We start from the raw sequence: 18,862 nt of genomic DNA on the forward strand, positions 1-18,862 counted from the left end.
GTGGGCCCTGTTCGGTGTGTCGGCGGCGGTGTTAGAGGTTGCGGCCGATATCGAGGAATTTCTGGCGGCGCTCCGCACGAAGCTGGCTGCCGGACAGGGGCGTGAGGTCCTTCAATGCGGCCGCGATGGTCTTGCCGGTCGCTTCGATGACGGTTGCCGGGTCGCGATGTGCGCCACCCAGCGGCTCTGGAATAATGGAATCGATCACACCCAGCGCTTTAAGATCATCCGACGTGATCTTCATATTGGTGGCGGCTTCCTTGGCACGGGTCGAATCACGCCACAAAATGGAGGCCGCACCTTCCGGCGAGATGACCGAGTAGATGGCGTGTTCCAGCATGTGAACGCGGTTGCCGGTGGCAATCGCAATCGCGCCGCCCGAGCCTCCCTCACCGATCACGACGGAAATGATCGGAACCTTCGCGTTGAGGCACATTTCGGTGGAGCGGGCGATGGCTTCCGCCTGGCCGCGCTCTTCAGCGCCAACACCGGGGTAGGCACCTGCCGTATCGATCAGCGTGATAACCGGCAGCGAGAAGCGGTCGGCCAGTTCCAGAACGCGGATGGCCTTCCGGTATCCTTCAGGGCGGGGGCTGCCGAAATTATGCTTGAGGCGCGACTTCGTGTCGTTGCCCTTTTCCTGTCCGATGATCGCAACGGGCTGGCCGTTGAAGCGGCCGAGACCAGCCTGGATGGCGGCGTCCTCGGCAAATTTGCGGTCGCCGGCAAGCGGCGTGAAGTCGGTGAACAGCGCCTTGGCATAATCCACGAAGTGCGGGCGCTGCGGATGGCGCGCGACCTGCGTCTTCTGCCACGCGTTCAGCTTGGAGTAGATGTCCAGCATTGCGTCCCGAACGCGGGATTCAAGACGCGAGATCTCCTCCGAGGTGTCTATGCTCTCGTCTTCGGCTGCGAGCTTTTTCAGCTCCAGAATTTTGCCTTCAAGGTCCGAGATAGGTTTTTCGAAGTCGAGGTAGCTGTGCATGAGATCCGTTTCCGATCGTTTTGCGCAAGGTTTGACCGGGTGACCCCGGCGGTTCCGACCGCTCTATTCAAGGTTTTTGGCCTGTTTGGCAAGAGGGTGGTGCGTTTGTACCAGCTCTTGCAACCGTTCTTCCAGCACATGTGTATAGATTTGTGTCGTGGAAATGTCCGAATGGCCCAGCAATTCCTGCACGGCGCGCAGGTCTGCACCATTCTGTAACAGATGGCTGGCAAAGGCATGCCGGATGACATGCGGGGAGATGGCCGAGGGCGTCAATCCGGCCCTGATGGCGATATCTTTCAGATCGCGCGCGAACACCTGCCGCGGCAGATGGCCCTCTTTCCCGTTGGATGGAAACAGCCACACACTGTCGGGCTTTCCCTCCGCTGTGGGTACGAGTTTCTTGCGGGCCTGGTCGTAGGTGTCCATCGCTTCCATCGCCGTGCGCGACAAAAGCACCATCCGGTCCTTGTTACCCTTGCCGCGGATCATCAAAAACCGGCCCTCGTGGCGCAACACCGTCGCGGGCAGGGAAACAAGCTCGCTCACGCGCATGCCGGTGGCGTAGAGCAGCTCCAGCAAAAGATGCATGCGAATGCGTGACAATTGCCCGGCCCCTTCCGTTTCCGCTTCCTTTTGCGCCTGCGACAGAAGCGCGGAGACATCGGCGACGCTCATGAGCTTGGGAAGCGTGTGCCCCTTCTTGGGCGATGCCAGAATGCTCGTCGGATCGTCGCCCCGCAGCCCTTCCGAATAGAGGAATTTGTAGAATTGCCGCAGGCAGGACAGTCGCCGCGCCTGTGACGAGGCGGCAAAGCCCTGTGCCGAGAGGTGGCCGAGATAAGCGGACAGATCGGACGTCGCCGCATCGGCGACAGGCGTATGGCGCGGTGCCAGAAAGTCTCTGAGATCGTTGAGATCGCGCTCATAGGATGCAAGCGTGTTGAACGCGGCCCCCCGCTCGGCGCTCATCATCTCCAGAAAGCTCTCCAGCCGTGCTGTGTCCTGTCCAGCCATTCAGGCGTGTTTCCCTGTCATCATGGTGTGGGCGGGTTCAGCTTTTCGGAGGGTATGCGCACCGTCACCTCGCGCTCGCGCGGTTGCACCAGCATGACCAGCGAAATCATGCCGCCATAGATGATGCCCGCAATGGCAGCCAGAACAAAAATGAAGCGGAAAAGAGTTGGCATGGATACTCCGGGCAGGTCTCTTGCAGTATATGAGATGCGCATGGATCAACGGCAAGACCGATGCCGTGACCTTGAAACGCGTCTCCGAGGCGATTCTCTTTCCATTAGGCGCAATTAGGCTTGACGCTTGGTAAACATTTGCAGATACCGATGCCAAACGGGCCATCATTCATGAGCGAAACCAGCACGACTCCTCACTCTGGTTTGGGTGACAAGACTATCGGCGAGAAAGCCCGGGCAAAGCTTGGAAGACGCAACGTGATTTTCGTCGGCTTGATGGGCGCTGGAAAATCCGCCATCGGGAGGCTCGTTGCCCAGCAGCTCAAAATTCCTTTCGTTGATACCGACTCCGAAATCGAACGCGTATCGCGCATGACGATCTCCGAACTGTTTGCTTCTTACGGGGAAGACGAGTTCCGCGCGCTGGAAATGCGTGTGATCAAGCGCCTGCTGCGCGGCGGCCCGAAAGTCGTGTCGACCGGGGGCGGCGCGTTTGTCAATGACAATACGCGCAGGCATATCAAACGTGGCGGCATTTCCATGTGGCTGAAAGCGGATATCGAGGTCCTGTGGGAGCGGGTCAGCAAGCGCGAGCATCGTCCGCTTCTGAAGACCGAAAACCCCAAGGCCACGTTACTGGCACTCATGGAACGACGGTATCCGATCTATCAGGAAGCCGACATAACCATCGAATCGCGGGATGTTCGCAAGGACATCATCGTGAAGGAGGTACTGGAAGCCATTGCCAGTACGGAACTTAAGGCCTGATCCCATGACATTCGACGACCTCTCTACAGACGAACGCCTCGTTCACGTGCCCCTGGGCGAACGTGCCTACGACATTCTGATTGGTCCAGGTCTGGTGGCACGTGCCGGTGGCGAGATTTCCTCACGCCTCAAGGGCAGGCGCGCCGCCATTATCACGGATGAACATGTCGCGCCGCTCTATCTCGAAGCGCTGATGGACGGTCTCCAGACCGATGGTATCGAGGCCGTGTCGCTGACTTTGCCCGCTGGTGAAAAGACCAAGAGTTTTGAGCATCTGATGACGGTTTGCGACACGGTGCTGTCAGCGCGGATCGAACGCAACGATGCCGTGATTGCGCTGGGTGGCGGCGTTATCGGCGATCTCACGGGCTTTGCCGCGGGCATCGTGCGTCGCGGTGTGCGCTTCGTGCAGATACCGACCTCGCTTCTGGCGCAGGTCGATTCGTCCGTGGGCGGCAAGACCGGCATCAACACGCGCCATGGCAAGAACCTCGTCGGGGTCTTCCACCAGCCGGATCTGGTGTTGGCCGATACGGCGGTGCTGGATACGCTGAGCCCGCGTGAGTTTCGCGCCGGCTACGCCGAGGTCGTCAAATATGGGCTCATCGACAAGCCTGATTTCTTTGCCTGGCTGGAAAAGAACTGGCAAGACGTTTTGAAGGGTGGTCCGGCCCGCATTCAGGCGATTGCGACGAGCTGCCAGGCCAAGGCCGATGTGGTGGTGGCAGACGAAAAGGAAAATGGCGTTCGCGCATTGCTCAACCTCGGTCACACCTTCGGTCACGCACTGGAAGCGGCGACGGAATACGACAGCAAACGTCTCGTCCACGGCGAAGGTGTCGCCATCGGCATGGTGCTCGCCCACCAGTTTTCCGCCCGCCTCAATCTTGCAAGTCCTGATGATGCCGCCCGTGTCGAGGCGCATCTGACGGCGGTTGGCCTGCCGACGACGATGAAGGATATTCCAGGACAACTGCCGCCAGTCGAGACGTTGATGTCGGCGATCGCGCAGGACAAGAAAGTCAAGGGCGGCAAGCTCACCTTCATCCTCACCCACGGCGTCGGACAATCCTTCGTGGCCGATGATGTTGCCGCATCCGAAGTGCAGTCTTTCCTCAGCGAAAAGCACCCTGGCTGAAAGCCTTGGACACGGTTAGAACCGGGTCGCTTCACCCGGTGCCGCCACGTCGATCGCGAGCGCGTGAAGTCCGGCATCGAGTTCTGGCTTCAGCAGCGCATTGATGGCGCGGTGGCGGTCCACCCGTGACTTGCCGGAAAAGCTTTCCGAGACGATCTGGACCCGCATATGTGTCTCGCCTGCGCCAGTCATATCTGGCTGGTGGCCTGCATGCAGGTGACTTTCATCGATAACATTCAGCCGGATTGGCGAAAACGTCTCGTTGAGCTTGTTTTCTATACGCTCTCGCAGGGCCATCGTTTCGGTCTCCAAATCAGTCTTGCGCGTCGAAGGGGCTCTCTAGAAGCCTGCAACATTCCACTTTGTCAATTCTTGTTTGGCGCGTTTTCGCGTCCCATAATTAGGATACCATGAAACTGGATTCGAAATATTTCGACCGCATTCGCACACGCCGCAGACGGGATCCGGAGCCTGAAATCAAGGCACCGACCTGTCAGTGGGACGGGTGTGACAAGCCGGGCGTCCATCGCGCACCCGTCGGCCGCAATGCCGAGGGGCAGTTCTTCATGTTCTGTTTCGAGCATGTGAAGGACTACAACAAGGGCTACAACTATTTTTCTGGCCTCTCCGATAGCGAGATCGCGCGGTACCAGAAAGAGGCCATTACCGGCCATCGCCCCACCTGGACGGTCGGCGTCAACAAGACAGCCAGCGATAGCCCCCTGCATTCGACGCTGCGCTCGGGCGCGGCGAATGCGCGCATTCGCGACCCTTTCGGCTTTGCAGGCCAGGGGCGCTCGGGTGGCCCGCGTTATCAGCAGGCCCGCAAGCTCAAGACACTGGAGCAGAAGGCCTTCGATACCTTGGGGTTGAGCATCAATGCAACGCAGGAACAGATCAAACGCAGCTACAAGGAGCTTGTCAAAAAGCATCATCCTGATGCTAATGGTGGTGATCGTGGTTCGGAAGATCGTTTTCGGGCTGTTATTCAAGCCTACCAATTGTTAAAGCAATCTGGTTTCTGCTAAGTCCTTTCCTGTGACCGCCTGATAGATATGTGGCCGGGTGGCTGCTACCCGCCTTGGAGACGTTATGAGCAAAATTGACCTGGATATTACCAACCTGCCGGATACAACCGTTTCCGTGCGTGATGTTTTCGGTATCGACACCGATCTGCGCGTGCCCGCCTATTCGAAGGGCGACGCCTATGTGCCGGACCTGGACCCTGACTACCTTTTTGATCGCGATACGACGCTCGCCATTCTTGCGGGCTTTGCGCACAATCGACGCGTCATGGTTTCGGGCTTTCACGGCACCGGTAAATCCACCCATATCGAGCAGGTCGCTGCCCGCCTCAATTGGCCCTGCGTGCGCATCAATCTCGATAGCCATGTCAGCCGTATCGATCTCGTCGGCAAGGACGCCATCGTTCTGAAGGACGGCAAGCAGGTCACCGAATTCAAGGACGGCATCCTGCCCTGGGCCTATCAGCACAATGTCGCGCTTGTTTTCGATGAGTATGATGCGGGCCGCCCGGACGTGATGTTCGTCATCCAGCGTGTGCTGGAATCGTCCGGCCGCCTGACACTTCTCGACCAGAGCCGCGTTATCCGTCCGCACCCCGCTTTCCGTATCTTCGCGACCGCCAACACGGTCGGTCTTGGTGATACGACGGGTCTCTACCACGGCACGCAGCAGATCAATCAGGCGCAGATGGACCGCTGGTCTGTCGTCACCACGCTGAACTATCTGCCGCATCAGCAGGAAGTGGACATCGTCGTCGCCAAGGTCAAAAGCCTCGATAACGACAAGGGTCGCGAAACCGCGTCGAAGATGGTGCGCGTTGCCGACCTGACCCGTTCAGCCTTCGTCAATGGCGATCTGTCCACCGTCATGAGCCCGCGTACCGTTATCACCTGGGCGGAAAATGCCGATATTTTCGGTGATGTCGCATTCGCCTTCCGCGTAACCTTCCTCAACAAGTGCGATGAGCTGGAGCGGACCCTGGTGGCCGAGCATTATCAACGCGCATTCGGCGTCGAGTTGAAGGAAAGCGCTGCGAACATCGTTCTCAGCGCCTGATATTTTCCGGCTTTTCCGGATGATATCACCCATGAGTTGAAGACGTCACCCCGCTGCCTTGCTGGAGGGGTGACGGTCTGGAATCGACAGGAAAGACAATGGCAGGCCGTGGCGACAATGTGAGACCCAAATCCGGAATGATGATCGACGCGGAACCGCTGCGTCAGGCCATTACCGGATGTGTGCGCTCGATTGCGGGCGATTCGGAAATCGAAGTCACCTTCGCCAACGAGCGCCCCGGTCTTGCCGGAGAGCGCATGCGCCTGCCGGAAATCTCCAAGAAGCCGACCGCCCAGGAAATCGCGATCACCCGTGGCCTCGGCGATTCCATGGCATTGCGCATTGCCTGTCACGATAGCGATGTGCACGCCACCATGGCCCCGCAGGGGCCGGATGCTCGGCTTATCTTCGATGCCGTGGAACAGGCGCGCGTTGAATCCATCGGTGCGCGGCGCATGCCCGGCATGGCCGCCAACATGCGGGCGATGAACACCGAAAAATATGCCAAGGCGAATTTCGTCAACATCAATACGCAGGAAGACGCGCCGCTCGCAGAGGCCATTGCGATGATGGTGCGCGAACGGCTGACGGGCGAAAAACCGCCTGAAAGCGCTGGCAAGGTGTTGGACTTGTGGCGTTCCTTCATAGAGGACAAGGCATCCGCCGACCTGCAAGATCTGTCGAAGGTCGTTGAAGATCAGAAGGCGTTTTCCAAGCTCATCCGCAAGATGCTGACCTCGATGCAGATGGCGGAGGATTTCGGCGACGAGGACGATCAGCCCGAGAGCCAGGAAACGGAATCCGAGGAAGACCAGCCCGCCAGCAACGAGACGCAGGAAGAACAGGTCGAGGAAGAGGCCGGTTCCGATGCCGCCCCTGCCGAAGAGAGCGAAGCCTCCCAGGAGCAGATGGAAGACGGCGAGATGGATGGCGCCGAGATGTCTGAGGACGAAATGTCCGACGATCTGGACGAGGACTCCGAAACACCCGGCGAAACCCGTCGCCCCAACAGCCCTTTCGACGATTTCAACGAGAAGGTGGATTACCGCATCTTCACGCAGGAGTTCGACGAGGAAATCTCTGCCGAAGAACTCTGCGACGAAGCCGAGCTTGACCGTCTTCGTGCTTTTCTCGACAAGCAGCTTGCGCATCTGCAAGGCGCGGTCGGCCGTTTGGCCAACCGTTTGCAGCGCCGCCTGATGGCGCAGCAGAACCGCTCCTGGGATTTCGATCTGGAGGAGGGTTATCTCGACCCTGCACGTCTGGTGCGCCTGGTCATCGATCCGATGCAGCCGCTGTCCTTCAAGAAGGAACGGGATACGAAGTTCCGCGATACCGTGGTGTCGCTGGTCATCGACAATTCCGGCTCCATGCGTGGTCGCCCGATTACGGTTGCGGCCACCTGCGCCGATATTCTGGCGCGCACGCTGGAGCGTTCGGGCGTCAAGGTCGAAATCCTGGGCTTCACGACCAAGGCCTGGAAGGGCGGACAGTCGCGCGAGCAGTGGCTGGCCGGTGGGAAGCAACCATCGCCCGGTCGCCTCAACGACCTGCGCCACATCGTCTACAAGTCGGCAGATGCGCCATGGCGCCGTTCGCGCCGCAATCTCGGCCTGATGATGCGTGAAGGCCTGCTCAAGGAAAACATCGACGGCGAAGCGCTGATGTGGGCGCATAACCGCCTCATCAACCGGCCCGAACAGCGCAAGATCATGATGATGATCTCCGATGGCGCGCCGGTGGACGATTCCACGCTGTCGGTCAATCCGGGCAATTATCTCGAGCGCCATCTGCGTGCGGTCATCGAACAGATCGAAACGAAGTCCTCGGTCGAACTGCTGGCCATCGGTATCGGCCATGACGTCACGCGCTACTATCGCCGCGCCGTGACGATCGTGGACGCGGACGAACTGGCGGGCGCGATGACGGAGCAGCTTGCGGCCCTGTTCGAAGACACCAGTGCGGCTCCGCGCCGTTCCGGCAGGATGCGCCGTGCGGGCTAAGCCCCGCGGTAGCAGGTCGGCAAGACGTGGATGGTTCGGGTTTGCCGCTTTAGCAGTGACACTGGCGACAACCCTCATCCCGTCCGGCATGGCTGCCGGCACGGTCGATGTGCCGGTCAGTGCGCGCCTGGTCTCACAGTTCAAAGTCGACTCTCCGGAAAAACGGTTCGGCAAACTTCAATTCGTCGGCGGGTTGGTCATGCGCTCGCCCGAGCCACTGTTCGGTGCTATCTCCAGCATCCGGTTCATGCCCGATGGCCGCAGTTTCCTTGCGGTTCTGGATACCGGCCACTTCCTGTCCGGCACTGTGGAGCGTCATGCGTCGGGCGACCTTTCGGGGCTATCGCAGGTCCGCATCGCGCCCATGCTCGACAAGGCTGGCCACGAGGCAAAACGAAAACGCGAGATGGACTCGGAAGGGTTGGCGCTGCGCGGCAACCGAGCCTTCGTCAGCTACGAGCAGCGGCCCCGCATCATGATCTATTCGACGGAGACGCTGGACGCGGCAAAGCCGATCGGGCAGCTGCCACATCTCATACCCGATGACGAGTTTCGCCGTAACGCAGGCATGGAGACGATTGCCGTGTCTCCCGCAGACGGGCCGCTTCGCGGTTCCATGGTTGTGGTTGCCGAGGCAAGCTTTGACGGTGACGGAAACCTGTTTGCCGCCATTCTGGAAGGTCCGCGAAAAGGACTGTTTTCCGTTGCCCACGACCATTCCTATTCCGTGACGGATGGCGCGTTTCTGCCTGATGGCGATCTGTTGCTGCTCGAGCGACGGTTCGAACTGTCCGTCGGCGTCGGCATGCGCATCCGTCGCATCAAGGCAGATACGATAAGGCCCGGCGCGGTGGTTGACGGTGAAGTCCTCATCGAAGCCGACCTTTCCGACCAGATCGACAACATGGAAGGGATGGATGTCATCAAGGCGGCCGACGGCTCGACACATCTCATTCTGGTGTCCGACGACAACCACTCGTTTTTGCAACGGAACATGATGCTGGAATTCAAGCTGCTGAACTGACATCGGCCGCTCTGTAACGGCCTGTTCTACCATCCGTTGTTGCCGATACTTTTGAAATACCTTAAATATTACAGTAATTTAATATTATATCGTCTTCCGTTTTCGCGTTGCGAAGCGTTAAGTGCTCGAACCGGAATGATGGCTGAGGCGTCATCGGCCCGCCCTTTGTGAATATCGGGCATTTATGAAGTAGGGGCTGGGTTTGATGTTGGCACCGTGACGCTTCCGGCTTGATGATGACTTGAACGATACATGTAGTTTGAAAGTCTACACGGATTTGCCTGCGGACGCTCCGGCCCCGCATGCTGTGCGCGTGAGAATAAATACCTTCCCGTCCATCGGCTCGAATGCCTCCAAAGGACTTCCGCATGCGGTTTATCATATCTGTCGCAGCCGTTATTGCCGTTTCCACGCTGCTTTTTGTCAATCGTGATACAGTGGAAGCCTACCTGCCGTCTTGGGCCAAGCCGACATCGGCCACCACCCAGACCCACGCCTCCGACGACACCCAGACAAAAGGCGGTGGACGGCATGGCGGCGGCGGCGGAGGGCAGGCAGGGCGACCCTTGGCGGTCACGGTGGCCACGGCAAAGGCGGGCTCCCTGCCCGTCACGCGCCAGACGATTGGCGCAATCGTTCCCGTGGCGTCCACTGCGTTGACCAGTCCCATTTCAGGCATTGTCGCGAGCGTTCTGGTGAGTGATGGTGCTGAGGTGAAGGCCGGAGACCTTCTCGTGCAGCTCGATGACCGCACGATCAAGGCCAATATCGCACGCGACGAGGCCGTTTTACTGCGGGACCAGGCGGTATTGGAAGCAGCCCAGGCAACGCTTGCCCGCGTCGAATCGCTCAGCAGACAGGGCGTCGATACGCAGCAACAGTTCAGCGATGCGAACGCCACCGTCAAACAGGCGCAGGCCACACTCTCGGTCGACAGGTCCAATATCGCGGCAGACAACGTCACGCTTTCGCAAACGCAGATCCGCGCGACATTCGATGGCAAGCTGGGTGTCGTCCTCTTGTCGCCAGGTGCCTATGTCGCGCCGGGCGGCGAGGTGGTGATGTTGACGCAGATGAAACCGGTGCTGGCGGAGTTTTTCCTGCCTGAGCCGGACCTCGACCTCGTTCGCACGGCCATGACCAGGAAAACTTTGACGGCGGATGTCTTTACCACGCAGGCGCAGCAGCAGGACGGCAAGGCCACGGGAACCGGCAATATCGTCTTCATCGACAATACTGTTGATCCGGCGTCCGGCACGTTCAAGCTTCGCATGCGTCTGGATAACGACCCCGCGACCTTCTGGCCCGGACAGTCCCTCAAAGTCACGGTCAAGGCGGGGCAGGTGGATGATCTGGTGACGGTTCCGCTGGTTGCACTCCAGCCCCAGGCTGGCGGTTTCGTGTGCTATGTCGTCGCTCCTGATAACACGGTCGAGCAGCGCAAGGTCACGCTGGCGCTGACCGATGGCGACGTCGCCGGTGTGTCGAGCGGTCTGAAAGACGGCGACACGGTCGTCACGGAAGGGCAGGCGTCCCTCATCAACGGCAGCCACGTCGTCGTCAACAAGCCCAAGGATGCAGCCGGGAGTAAACCGGCTGCGGCAGCCGTGACGGGTGACGCGACATGAATATGTCTGAAATTTTCATTCGACGTCCGGTCGCAACGATCCTGCTGATCATGGGCGTGCTGATTGCCGGTGTCGCCGCCTATCGGAACCTGCCTGTCGCCGCCCTCCCGCAGGCAGACTTTCCGACCATCAACGTCTCGGCGCAGCTGGCAGGCGCCGCACCCGATACGATGGCAAGCTCGGTGGCGACCCCGCTCATCAAGCAGTTCGAAACCATCGCCGGTATCGATACGATCACGGCAAGCTCTTCGCTCGGCAACACCCAGATCACCATCCAGTTCAACCTGTCGCGCAACATCGATGCTGCCGCCGCAGACGTTCAGGCAGCCATTGCCCGCACGCAGCGGCAGCTTCCCGATAACATGACGTCGCCGCCCAGTTATCGAAAGGCCAATCCGGCAGATGCCGCCGTCCTCATTCTGGCGCTGACAAGTGATGCGGCCGACCTGACGAAGATGGACGACATCGGCGAGAACATCGTTTCTCCGGCACTGTCCACCATCTCCGGTGTGGCCCAGGCGCAGGTTTACGGTGCCAAGACCTATGCGGTGCGCGTGGAGGTCGATCCCAACAAGCTTGCAAATCGTGGCTTGTCGCTCAACGACGTCTCCAACACGCTTTCCGCCTCCAACGACCAGTCGCCCATCGGCACCTTGCAGAATGCCTCGCAGGCGCTGACCATCGATGCCTCCACCCAACGCACCGATGCCGCTTCCTTCCGCACGTTGATCATCGCCAGACCGAATGGCCGCATCGTGCGGCTGGAAGATGTGGCAACGGTCAAGGACAGCGTGGAGGTGGTGAACCAGGGTAGCTGGCTGGATGGCACACCGGCGATCGTTCTGGCCGTTCAGCGCCAGCCCGGTGCCAATACGGTGGCCGTGGTCGATGCCATCAAGGCAAAACTTCCCGAATTGCAGAAAAGCCTGCCGGCCAACATGCATATCAACGTCGTCAACGACGCCTCGGTGTCGATCCGCGCCGCGGTGGCCGATGTCGAGGTGACGTTGATGATTACGCTTGGCCTCGTCATCCTCGTCATCTACCTGTTCCTGCGTCAGGTCTGGGCAACGTTCATTCCGGGCCTTGCCGTGCCCTTGTCGCTGGTTGCCACCTTGGGCGCCATGTACGCGCTCGGCTTTTCCATCGACAACATTTCCCTCCTCGGTCTCACCCTTTCGGTCGGTCTGGTGGTGGATGATGCCATCGTGATGCTCGAAAATATCGTGCGCAAGGTGGAAGAGGGCATGCCGCCCTTCCAGGCAGCCATCGAGGGCGCCAGTGAAGTCACGGGCACCATCATTTCCATGTCGATTTCGCTCGTCGCGGTGTTTCTGCCCATTCTGTTGATGGGCGGCATCGTCGGGCGTGTGCTGAACGAATTCGGCGTGGTCGTCACCCTTGCCATTCTGTCGTCGGCTGTGGTCTCGCTGACCGTGACACCGATGCTGGCCGCCCGCCTGCCGCACAAGCCGGAAGAAAAGGATAGAAAACCGACCCTGTTCGACCGGGCGACAGCCGCTTATGGCCGCTCGGTCGGATGGTGCCTTCAGCACCGCCCCATCGTGATGGTCATGTTCGTCCTCACGCTCGTGGGCTCCGGATGGATGTTCTCAAGCCTTGCCCGCAGCTTTTTCCCCACCGAAGACATCGGTCTTTTGACTGTCTCCACCCAGGCGCGCCAGGACATTTCCTATCAGGCCATGAGTGCGCTTCAGGCCAAGGCCGCAGCCATCGTGTCTGCGGACCCCTCGGTCGCGCACGTCACCTCCACGCTCGGCTCAGGCCCCGGTGGCTCGGCGCTGAATGCGGGCTCCATCCTCGTTCAGCTCAAGCCTTTCGAAGACCGGCCGGTCCTGGATGTGACGCTCAACTCGCTCCGGCATGCGCTGTCGGGCATTGCGGGTCTCAAGACCTTCATCACCCCGCAACAGAGCCTTCGCTTCGGTGGTCGTAGTTCCCAGAGCATGTATCAGGTGGTGCTCCAGTCCATCGATGCGAAACTGGCGCGCGAGTGGTCGAAGACGCTGGGTGATGCGATGCGCGCGGACAGTGCATATTTCGTGGATGTCGCATCGGATTTGCAGGATAACGCGCTGCAGGCCCATCTCGTCATCGACAATGATCGCGCCAATACGCTTGGCGTCACGTCGCAGTCATTGCGCCAGACGCTGGAAGCGGCATTCGGCAGCTATCAGGCGACACAGATCCAGACCACCGGCAACAGCTATGATGTCATTCTGGAATATGATCAGTCCCTGCAATGGAACGAGCAATCGCTCGGTGCGCTGCGCGTCGGCTCCAGTTCGGGTGCGCTCGTTCCGCTGGCAAGCTTTGCGACGATTACGCGTGCGGCAGGCCCTGTCACGGTCAACCAGACGGGGCAGCTCACATCCGTCACCCTGTCGTTCAACCTTCCGACCGGCGTTTCGCTGGGGTCGGCTACGGCGCGGATCGATGAACTGAAACAGCAGATCCAGGTTCCATCGACGGTGACCACCAACCTCGCGGGTGCGGCACAAATCTTCAAACAGACCAGCGACAGCACCGGCCTGTTGATCGGCGCTGCGATCCTCACCATCTACATCGTGCTCGGCGTGTTCTATGAAAGCTTTCTCCACCCGCTTACCATTCTGTCCGGCCTGCCATCCGCGGCCTTCGGTGCGCTGCTCACCCTGAAACTCTTCGGTTTTGACCTGTCGATCATCGCGTTGATCGGGCTTTTGATGCTGATCGGTATCGTCAAAAAGAACGCGATCATGATGATCGACGTCGCGTTGACCTTGCAACGGGAAGAACGCATGACGACGTTGGATGCCATCCACGAAGCAGCCGTGCGGCGTCTGCGCCCCATCATGATGACGACGTTCTGCGCACTTTTCGGCGCACTTCCCATCGCTGTTGGTACCGGTGCGAGTTCTGAGCTGCGCCAGCCGTTGGGCATCGCCGTAGTCGGCGGCCTCATCGTCAGTCAGATATTAACGCTGTTCATGACGCCGGTCATCTTCGTGGAAATCGAGCGACTCTCGGACTTCATCAAATCGTTCTGGAAGACAAGCCACCACGAATCGGTTGCACAATCGTCGCAGCCATAGGGCGTAAAAAGCTCAGTCGGGGACGAAATTTGCATTGGATTTGCGTAGCTTGCCAATTTATGCGACAGTGCGGCTTCCATGCAACGCGGCCATAGTTCCGGGAAAGAAGAACGACATGGCATTGCATGACTTTTCACCTCCTCCGTTGACGTCGCTTTCGAAGCTGACAGACGCCATGGCGCGCATCGCTCGCGCCAAAAGCTGGGAAGACGTCATCGAAATCATGAGGACCTCCGCGCGGTTTCTCATCGGCTGCGAGGGTATTGCCATCATCCGCAGGGATGGTGATCTTTGCCACTATGTGGAGGAAGATGCGATTGGTCCGCTGTGGAAGGGCAAGCGTTTCCCCATGGTGGCGTGCGTCAGCGGCTGGGCCATGCTCAACAGGCAGACTGTCGTCGTTCCGGATATTTCCCGGGACAACCGCATCCCCCACGAGCTCTATGCCGATACTTTCGTCAAGGCTGTGGTTGTGGCGCCGGTGGGTGCCGGAACCGCAGTCGGTGCCATCGCCGCCTATTGGGCTCAACCTTATGAGCCAAGTCAGTGGGAGATCGAGACGCTGGAAGCCTTGGCCAGTGCGGCCGCTTCCGCATTCGAGACCATTGATCTGATCCAGTCTCTGTCGAGTGAGTTGGCACATGCGCGCCGTTTCACGCTCGAAAAAATCGAGGGTCAGACGGATTTCTCCAGCGATATCGCCCGCGTTGCCGCCATCGCTGCCGTGCCCACCATTCTGGACGTCGTGCTACGGATGACGGGCATGGGCTTTGCTGCCGTGGCAAGGGTTACCGAAGACCGGTGGATCACCTGCCAGGCGCTCGACCATGTCGGCTTTGGCTTGAAGCCCGGCGACGAGCTGCCGGTCGAAAGCACGCTTTGCAACGAAATCCGCGATCACCGCAAAACGATTGTCTTCGATAACGCGGACGAAGACCCTGTCTACCGTGACCATCACACACCACGCATCTACGGATTGCGCAGCTACATTTCCGAGCCCATCATCCTGTCGGATGGTCGCTTCTTCGGAACCCTCTGCGCCATCGATCCCAATCCGGCCAAGATCAAGAACCCACAGGTTCTCGGCACATTCAAGCTGTTTGCCGAGCTCATTGGCCAGCACCTCGACTCCGGCGAGCGCCTGAAAGTCGCGCATGAGACGCTGGAGCGCGAGCGCGAGGTCGCAGAATTGCGTGAGCAGTTCATCGCGGTTCTGGGCCACGATCTGCGCAACCCCATTGCAGCCCTCGACGCGGGAACCGCGCGCCTGTTGAAAGAGGGCTGGACCGAGCGGAGTCCTTTCATTCTCAACCTGATGAAAACCAGCATTGCCCGTATGGGCGGTCTGGTGGACAATGTCATGGACCTTGCCCGCGCACGGCTTGGCGGCGGCATCTCGCTCAAGCTTTTCGAGGATGATCTCAGCACGACCCTGTTCCACGTCGTGGATGAATTGCGGGTTGCTCATCCCTCGCGCATGATTGACGTCAATCTCGATATTCCTGCGCCGCTTCTGGTCGATCGGTTCAGGATTGCACAGATGCTGTCCAATATCGTATCCAACGCCCTGACCCACGGTACCGACACGGGAACCGTCAGGATCGATGGCGCCGTCAACAACGGTGAACTGGAAATCTCTGTCAGCAATTGCGGCAAGCCAATATCGCCCGACATGCTGGAGCGTCTGTTCCAGCCGTTCAGAAGAGGTGACCTGCGTCCCGGTATGCAAGGCTTGGGTCTTGGTCTCTACATCGCGTCAGAAATTGCCAAGGCACATAATGGCACGATCACCGTCCATTCCGATGCAAGCGAAACACGGTTCACTTTCACAATGCCCACGTGATTCCATATGGAAGGCTGGTTCGGCCCTTTCGGGATCACCGTAAGCGGTGAAGAGATGCTTGGATTGAGATGTCCGTATGACGGCCCGACGATCTTGAATCGACTGAGATAGAGACCTCTTTCTCGGAGGCTTTTCTCAATTTTTCGTCCTAAGAAAAATTGGAGCGGGCGAAGGGATTTGAACCCTCGACCCCAACCTTGGCAAGGTTGTGCTCTACCCCTGAGCTACACCCGCTCAAATCCGCTGGTTCGGGGTAGATCGCTGAACCGCGGGTCGCTGCGTTGCGGCGACGAGCGCTATATCGCTCAACCGCTTTTTAAATGCAACAGGGAAATGACAAAAACCGTCAGAAAATCCCTAAAAACAATACAAGCTACGGAAAACATTGAATATTTTTGATGGCTGAATTCCAAAGGCGATTGCAAAGTCGTTGCTGAACGCCTAATGACGATACCATCGAATTTCCAGATACTGGCGCAAGAGGGCAGACATGACGCAGCAATCCCCCAAAACGGCACAGGACCTTTTTGCTTTGCTGGATCGTCTCGGCATCGAATACAAAACGCTTGAGCACGAGCCTGTTTTTACCGTGGCCGAATCGGAATCCCTGCGTGATCGCATTGCTGGCGCCCATACCAAGAACCTCTTCGTGAAGGACAAGAAGGATCAATATTTCGTCCTGACTGTCGAAGAAAACGCCGTCGTGGACTTGAAGACGGTTCACAAGACCATCGATGCATCCAGCCGTGTGTCATTTGGGAAGCCGGAAAAAATGCTCGAATATCTTGGCGTTATCCCGGGTTCGGTCACCGTTTTCGGTGCCATCAACGATGTCGGAAACAATGTCACCTTCGTGCTCGACAGCGAATTGATGAAACATGCGCTCATCAACGGTCATCCGCTTTCCAACGATGCGACGACGACGATCGGTCGCGATGACCTTGTTCGTTTTCTGGAGGCGACGGGGCACACGCCGCTGATCTTGAAAGTGACCGAATAAAGTACGATCTTTGCGACAGACCAGCGACACATGCAAAATGAACGGAGACTTGAGATGACCGGTACGAGCAACCCCTACGGAACGTCCATGGGCGGACAGATGACCGGCTCCGTGCAATATGCAAATGCGCCGGGTACACCGCAGGCTGCGGCGGGCGGCCACATCAAGGATACCACAACTGCGAACTTCTCAAAGGACGTGATGGAGGAATCGCGCCACCAGCCCGTTCTGGTGGACTTCTGGGCGCCATGGTGCGGGCCTTGCAAGCAATTGACGCCGGTGCTGGAAAAGGTGGTCAACGAATCCGGCGGGCGCGTGAAGCTTGTCAAACTCAACATCGATGACCATCCCTCCATTCCTGGCCAGCTCGGCATCCAGTCCATTCCGGCCATCGTCGCGTTTCAGGACGGTCGTCCGGTGGATGGCTTCATGGGGGCTGTACCCGAAAGTCAGATCAGAGAGTTCATCGACAAGATCGCCGGGCCGGCTGGCGATGATCCGCAGGCCGAAATCGATGCGGCCTTGGCCGAAGCCAAACAGCTTTTCGAAAATGGCGATCACCAGGGCGCTGCCCAACTCTTCGGCTTTGTCCTGCAGGTGGACCCGGAAAACCCGCAGGCCGTTGCCGGCATTGCCGAATGCATGATCGCCGTTGGCGACTATCCGCGCGCCAGCGATCTGCTGGGTGCGCTTTCGCAAGAGCTGCGTGCCGATGCAGCCGTCCAGGCCGCACTGAAGAAGCTCGCCCAGTACGAAGAGGCCAAGGCGCTTGGTGATCCAACGGCGCTGGAGCGTGAACTGGCAGCAAACCCCGACAATCACGAAGCGCGGATGAAGCTGGCCAAGATTCTCAACGCGCAGGGCCGACGCGATGAGGCGGCCGATGAGCTGCTGACCATCATGCGCAAGGATCGCACCTTCGAAGACGATGGCGCGCGCAAGCAACTGGTCGAGTTTTTCGAAAGCTGGGGTTTCAAGGACCCGGCATCGGTCACCGGCCGCCGGAAACTCTCCGCGATCCTGTTTTCCTGATCGTTCGACTTGCGATGAGGGCACGCGGAACACATCTATAAGGCACATACCGGCAGACACGCACCAGAACGTCTGCGCAGTTCGAAGTGGGGGCACGAATTTCAGGTCGGGCCTGCCAAACGTCTCGAAAATGAGGACACGTCCATGCAAGTCGGCAATGCGAGATACTTGAAGACCACGGATCTACCGGATGTGGTGCCCGTTTTTCCGCTTTCCGGTGCGCTCCTGCTGCCGGAAGGCCAGCTTCCCCTCAATATTTTCGAGCCGCGTTATCTGGCCATGTTCGACGCCGCGCTGGCCGGACATCGTTTGATCGGTATGGTGCAGCCAGCACTGACCTCGCTGGATGGGGGCGCCGAAGCAGGCCAGCTGAGCCAGATCGGCTGCCTGGGCCGCATCACATCCTTTTCAGAGACGGGCGACGGTCGTTATATGGTGTCCTTGAGTGGCATCTGCCGGTTCCGTCTGCTGGAGGAAGCAACCGCTGGAAAGCCTTACCGCAGCTTCAGACACGCACCCTTCATCGCCGATCTCTCGGGCGAAAACGACGAGGACGCGGTGGACCGTGGAAACCTCCTGCGCGTGTTCAGGGCGTTTCTCGATGCCAACCAGCTGGAGGCCGACTGGGAGAGCGTGGAGCGTGCTGGAAACCGCGTTCTGGTCAACTCGCTTTCGATGATGTCACCCTTCGGTGCCGCCGAAAAGCAGGCGCTTCTCGAAGCGCCGGACCTCAAATCGAGAGCCGACACGCTGATCGCGATCACCGAGATCCTGCTTGCTCAGGGTGACACCCCAAGCGGCACGACGTTGCAGTGAGGCTCGAGCGATGGACGAGAAACTGAGCAATGTCGATCCCAAGCTGTTGGAGCTTCTCGTCTGCCCGCTGACCAAAGGCCGCCTTTCCTATCATCGGGACGCCAACGAGCTGATTTCCGAAAGCGCCAAACTCGCCTATCCCATTCGTGACGGCGTCCCGATCATGCTGATGTCGGAAGCAAGACGCATCGAAGACTGAGATGCGTTGGTCCCAGAACCGGCGTCGTCCAAACTTCACACATCGCACCATGCGTTCGC

17 protein-coding genes and 1 tRNA gene are annotated in these 18,862 nt (G+C 59.1%); 13 read left to right on the forward strand and 5 right to left on the reverse strand.

What is annotated here, in order from left to right; translation table 11 throughout:
* Window positions 1–31: 31 nt before the first annotated feature.
* From GGQ73_RS05535 to GGQ73_RS05545, 3 genes are all read right to left on the reverse strand, one after another.
* On the reverse strand, window positions 32–985 hold the full coding sequence (locus GGQ73_RS05535; RefSeq protein ID WP_174156025.1) for an acetyl-CoA carboxylase carboxyltransferase subunit alpha: 954 nt from the start codon (window positions 983–985) through the stop codon (window positions 32–34).
* Between the two features lie 63 nt (window positions 986–1,048).
* The gene (locus GGQ73_RS05540; RefSeq protein ID WP_183894627.1) at window positions 1,049–2,002 is read right to left on the reverse strand and encodes a site-specific tyrosine recombinase XerD; all 954 of its coding nucleotides are present in this window, start codon (window positions 2,000–2,002) and stop codon (window positions 1,049–1,051) included.
* Window positions 2,003–2,022: 20 nt separating this feature from the next.
* Window positions 2,023–2,175: a hypothetical protein gene (locus tag GGQ73_RS05545; protein ID WP_174156027.1), complete on the reverse strand. Its 153-nt coding sequence runs from the start codon at window positions 2,173–2,175 to the stop codon at window positions 2,023–2,025.
* A gap of 171 nt (window positions 2,176–2,346) precedes the next feature.
* Between GGQ73_RS05545 and GGQ73_RS05550 the strand changes: the two genes are divergently transcribed.
* Window positions 2,347–2,943, forward strand: a complete 597-nt coding sequence (locus tag GGQ73_RS05550; protein WP_183894629.1) for a shikimate kinase — start codon at window positions 2,347–2,349, stop codon at window positions 2,941–2,943.
* Window positions 2,944–2,947: 4 nt separating this feature from the next.
* On the forward strand, window positions 2,948–4,081 hold the full coding sequence (gene aroB, locus GGQ73_RS05555) for a 3-dehydroquinate synthase (protein WP_174156029.1): 1,134 nt from the start codon (window positions 2,948–2,950) through the stop codon (window positions 4,079–4,081).
* A 15-nt stretch (window positions 4,082–4,096) separates the two neighbouring features.
* Here the strand turns inward: aroB and GGQ73_RS05560 are convergent, their stop codons facing one another.
* A complete protein-coding gene (locus GGQ73_RS05560) occupies window positions 4,097–4,378 on the reverse strand; it encodes a BolA family protein (protein WP_183894631.1) in 282 nt (93 codons plus the stop codon).
* A 113-nt stretch (window positions 4,379–4,491) separates the two neighbouring features.
* Here GGQ73_RS05560 and GGQ73_RS05565 point away from each other — a divergent pair, with 113 nt between their 5' ends.
* From GGQ73_RS05565 to GGQ73_RS23245, 7 genes are all read left to right on the forward strand, one after another.
* Window positions 4,492–5,109 (forward strand): J domain-containing protein, encoded by a 618-nt coding sequence (locus tag GGQ73_RS05565; RefSeq protein WP_183894633.1) that lies wholly within the window; start codon window positions 4,492–4,494, stop codon window positions 5,107–5,109.
* Between the two features lie 64 nt (window positions 5,110–5,173).
* Window positions 5,174–6,163: a cobaltochelatase subunit CobS gene (cobS, locus tag GGQ73_RS05570; RefSeq protein ID WP_174156032.1), complete on the forward strand. Its 990-nt coding sequence runs from the start codon at window positions 5,174–5,176 to the stop codon at window positions 6,161–6,163.
* Between the two features lie 98 nt (window positions 6,164–6,261).
* Window positions 6,262–8,166: a cobaltochelatase subunit CobT gene (gene cobT / locus GGQ73_RS05575; protein WP_174156033.1), complete on the forward strand. Its 1,905-nt coding sequence runs from the start codon at window positions 6,262–6,264 to the stop codon at window positions 8,164–8,166.
* Window positions 8,167–8,254: 88 nt separating this feature from the next.
* Window positions 8,255–9,190, forward strand: a complete 936-nt coding sequence (locus GGQ73_RS05580; protein WP_183895075.1) for an esterase-like activity of phytase family protein — start codon at window positions 8,255–8,257, stop codon at window positions 9,188–9,190.
* A 368-nt stretch (window positions 9,191–9,558) separates the two neighbouring features.
* The gene (locus tag GGQ73_RS05585; protein ID WP_183894635.1) at window positions 9,559–10,818 is read left to right on the forward strand and encodes an efflux RND transporter periplasmic adaptor subunit; all 1,260 of its coding nucleotides are present in this window, start codon (window positions 9,559–9,561) and stop codon (window positions 10,816–10,818) included.
* Complete coding sequence (locus tag GGQ73_RS05590) at window positions 10,815–13,913, forward strand: efflux RND transporter permease subunit (protein ID WP_183894637.1); 3,099 nt, start codon at window positions 10,815–10,817, stop codon at window positions 13,911–13,913. Before GGQ73_RS05585 ends, GGQ73_RS05590 begins: the two co-directional genes overlap by 4 nt.
* Before the next feature lie 115 nt (window positions 13,914–14,028).
* Window positions 14,029–15,756 (forward strand): sensor histidine kinase, encoded by a 1,728-nt coding sequence (locus tag GGQ73_RS23245; protein ID WP_183894639.1) that lies wholly within the window; start codon window positions 14,029–14,031, stop codon window positions 15,754–15,756.
* A gap of 159 nt (window positions 15,757–15,915) precedes the next feature.
* Here GGQ73_RS23245 and GGQ73_RS05600 read toward each other — a convergent pair.
* Window positions 15,916–15,990: transfer RNA gene (locus tag GGQ73_RS05600), tRNA-Gly, on the reverse strand.
* 256 nt (window positions 15,991–16,246) lie between these two features.
* Here GGQ73_RS05600 and GGQ73_RS05605 point away from each other — a divergent pair.
* From GGQ73_RS05605 to GGQ73_RS05620, 4 genes are all read left to right on the forward strand, one after another.
* On the forward strand, window positions 16,247–16,756 hold the full coding sequence (locus GGQ73_RS05605; protein ID WP_174156037.1) for a prolyl-tRNA synthetase associated domain-containing protein: 510 nt from the start codon (window positions 16,247–16,249) through the stop codon (window positions 16,754–16,756).
* A 54-nt stretch (window positions 16,757–16,810) separates the two neighbouring features.
* Window positions 16,811–17,788: a thioredoxin gene (trxA, locus tag GGQ73_RS05610; RefSeq protein WP_183894641.1), complete on the forward strand. Its 978-nt coding sequence runs from the start codon at window positions 16,811–16,813 to the stop codon at window positions 17,786–17,788.
* Window positions 17,789–17,932: 144 nt separating this feature from the next.
* The gene (locus GGQ73_RS05615) at window positions 17,933–18,604 is read left to right on the forward strand and encodes an LON peptidase substrate-binding domain-containing protein (protein WP_183894643.1); all 672 of its coding nucleotides are present in this window, start codon (window positions 17,933–17,935) and stop codon (window positions 18,602–18,604) included.
* A 10-nt stretch (window positions 18,605–18,614) separates the two neighbouring features.
* On the forward strand, window positions 18,615–18,803 hold the full coding sequence (locus tag GGQ73_RS05620) for a Trm112 family protein (RefSeq protein ID WP_174156040.1): 189 nt from the start codon (window positions 18,615–18,617) through the stop codon (window positions 18,801–18,803).
* Window positions 18,804–18,862: the final 59 nt, after the last annotated feature.

It is taken from the genome of Rhizobium skierniewicense, from assembly GCF_014196515.1.
Taxonomy (GTDB): domain Bacteria; phylum Pseudomonadota; class Alphaproteobacteria; order Rhizobiales; family Rhizobiaceae; genus Agrobacterium; species Agrobacterium skierniewicense.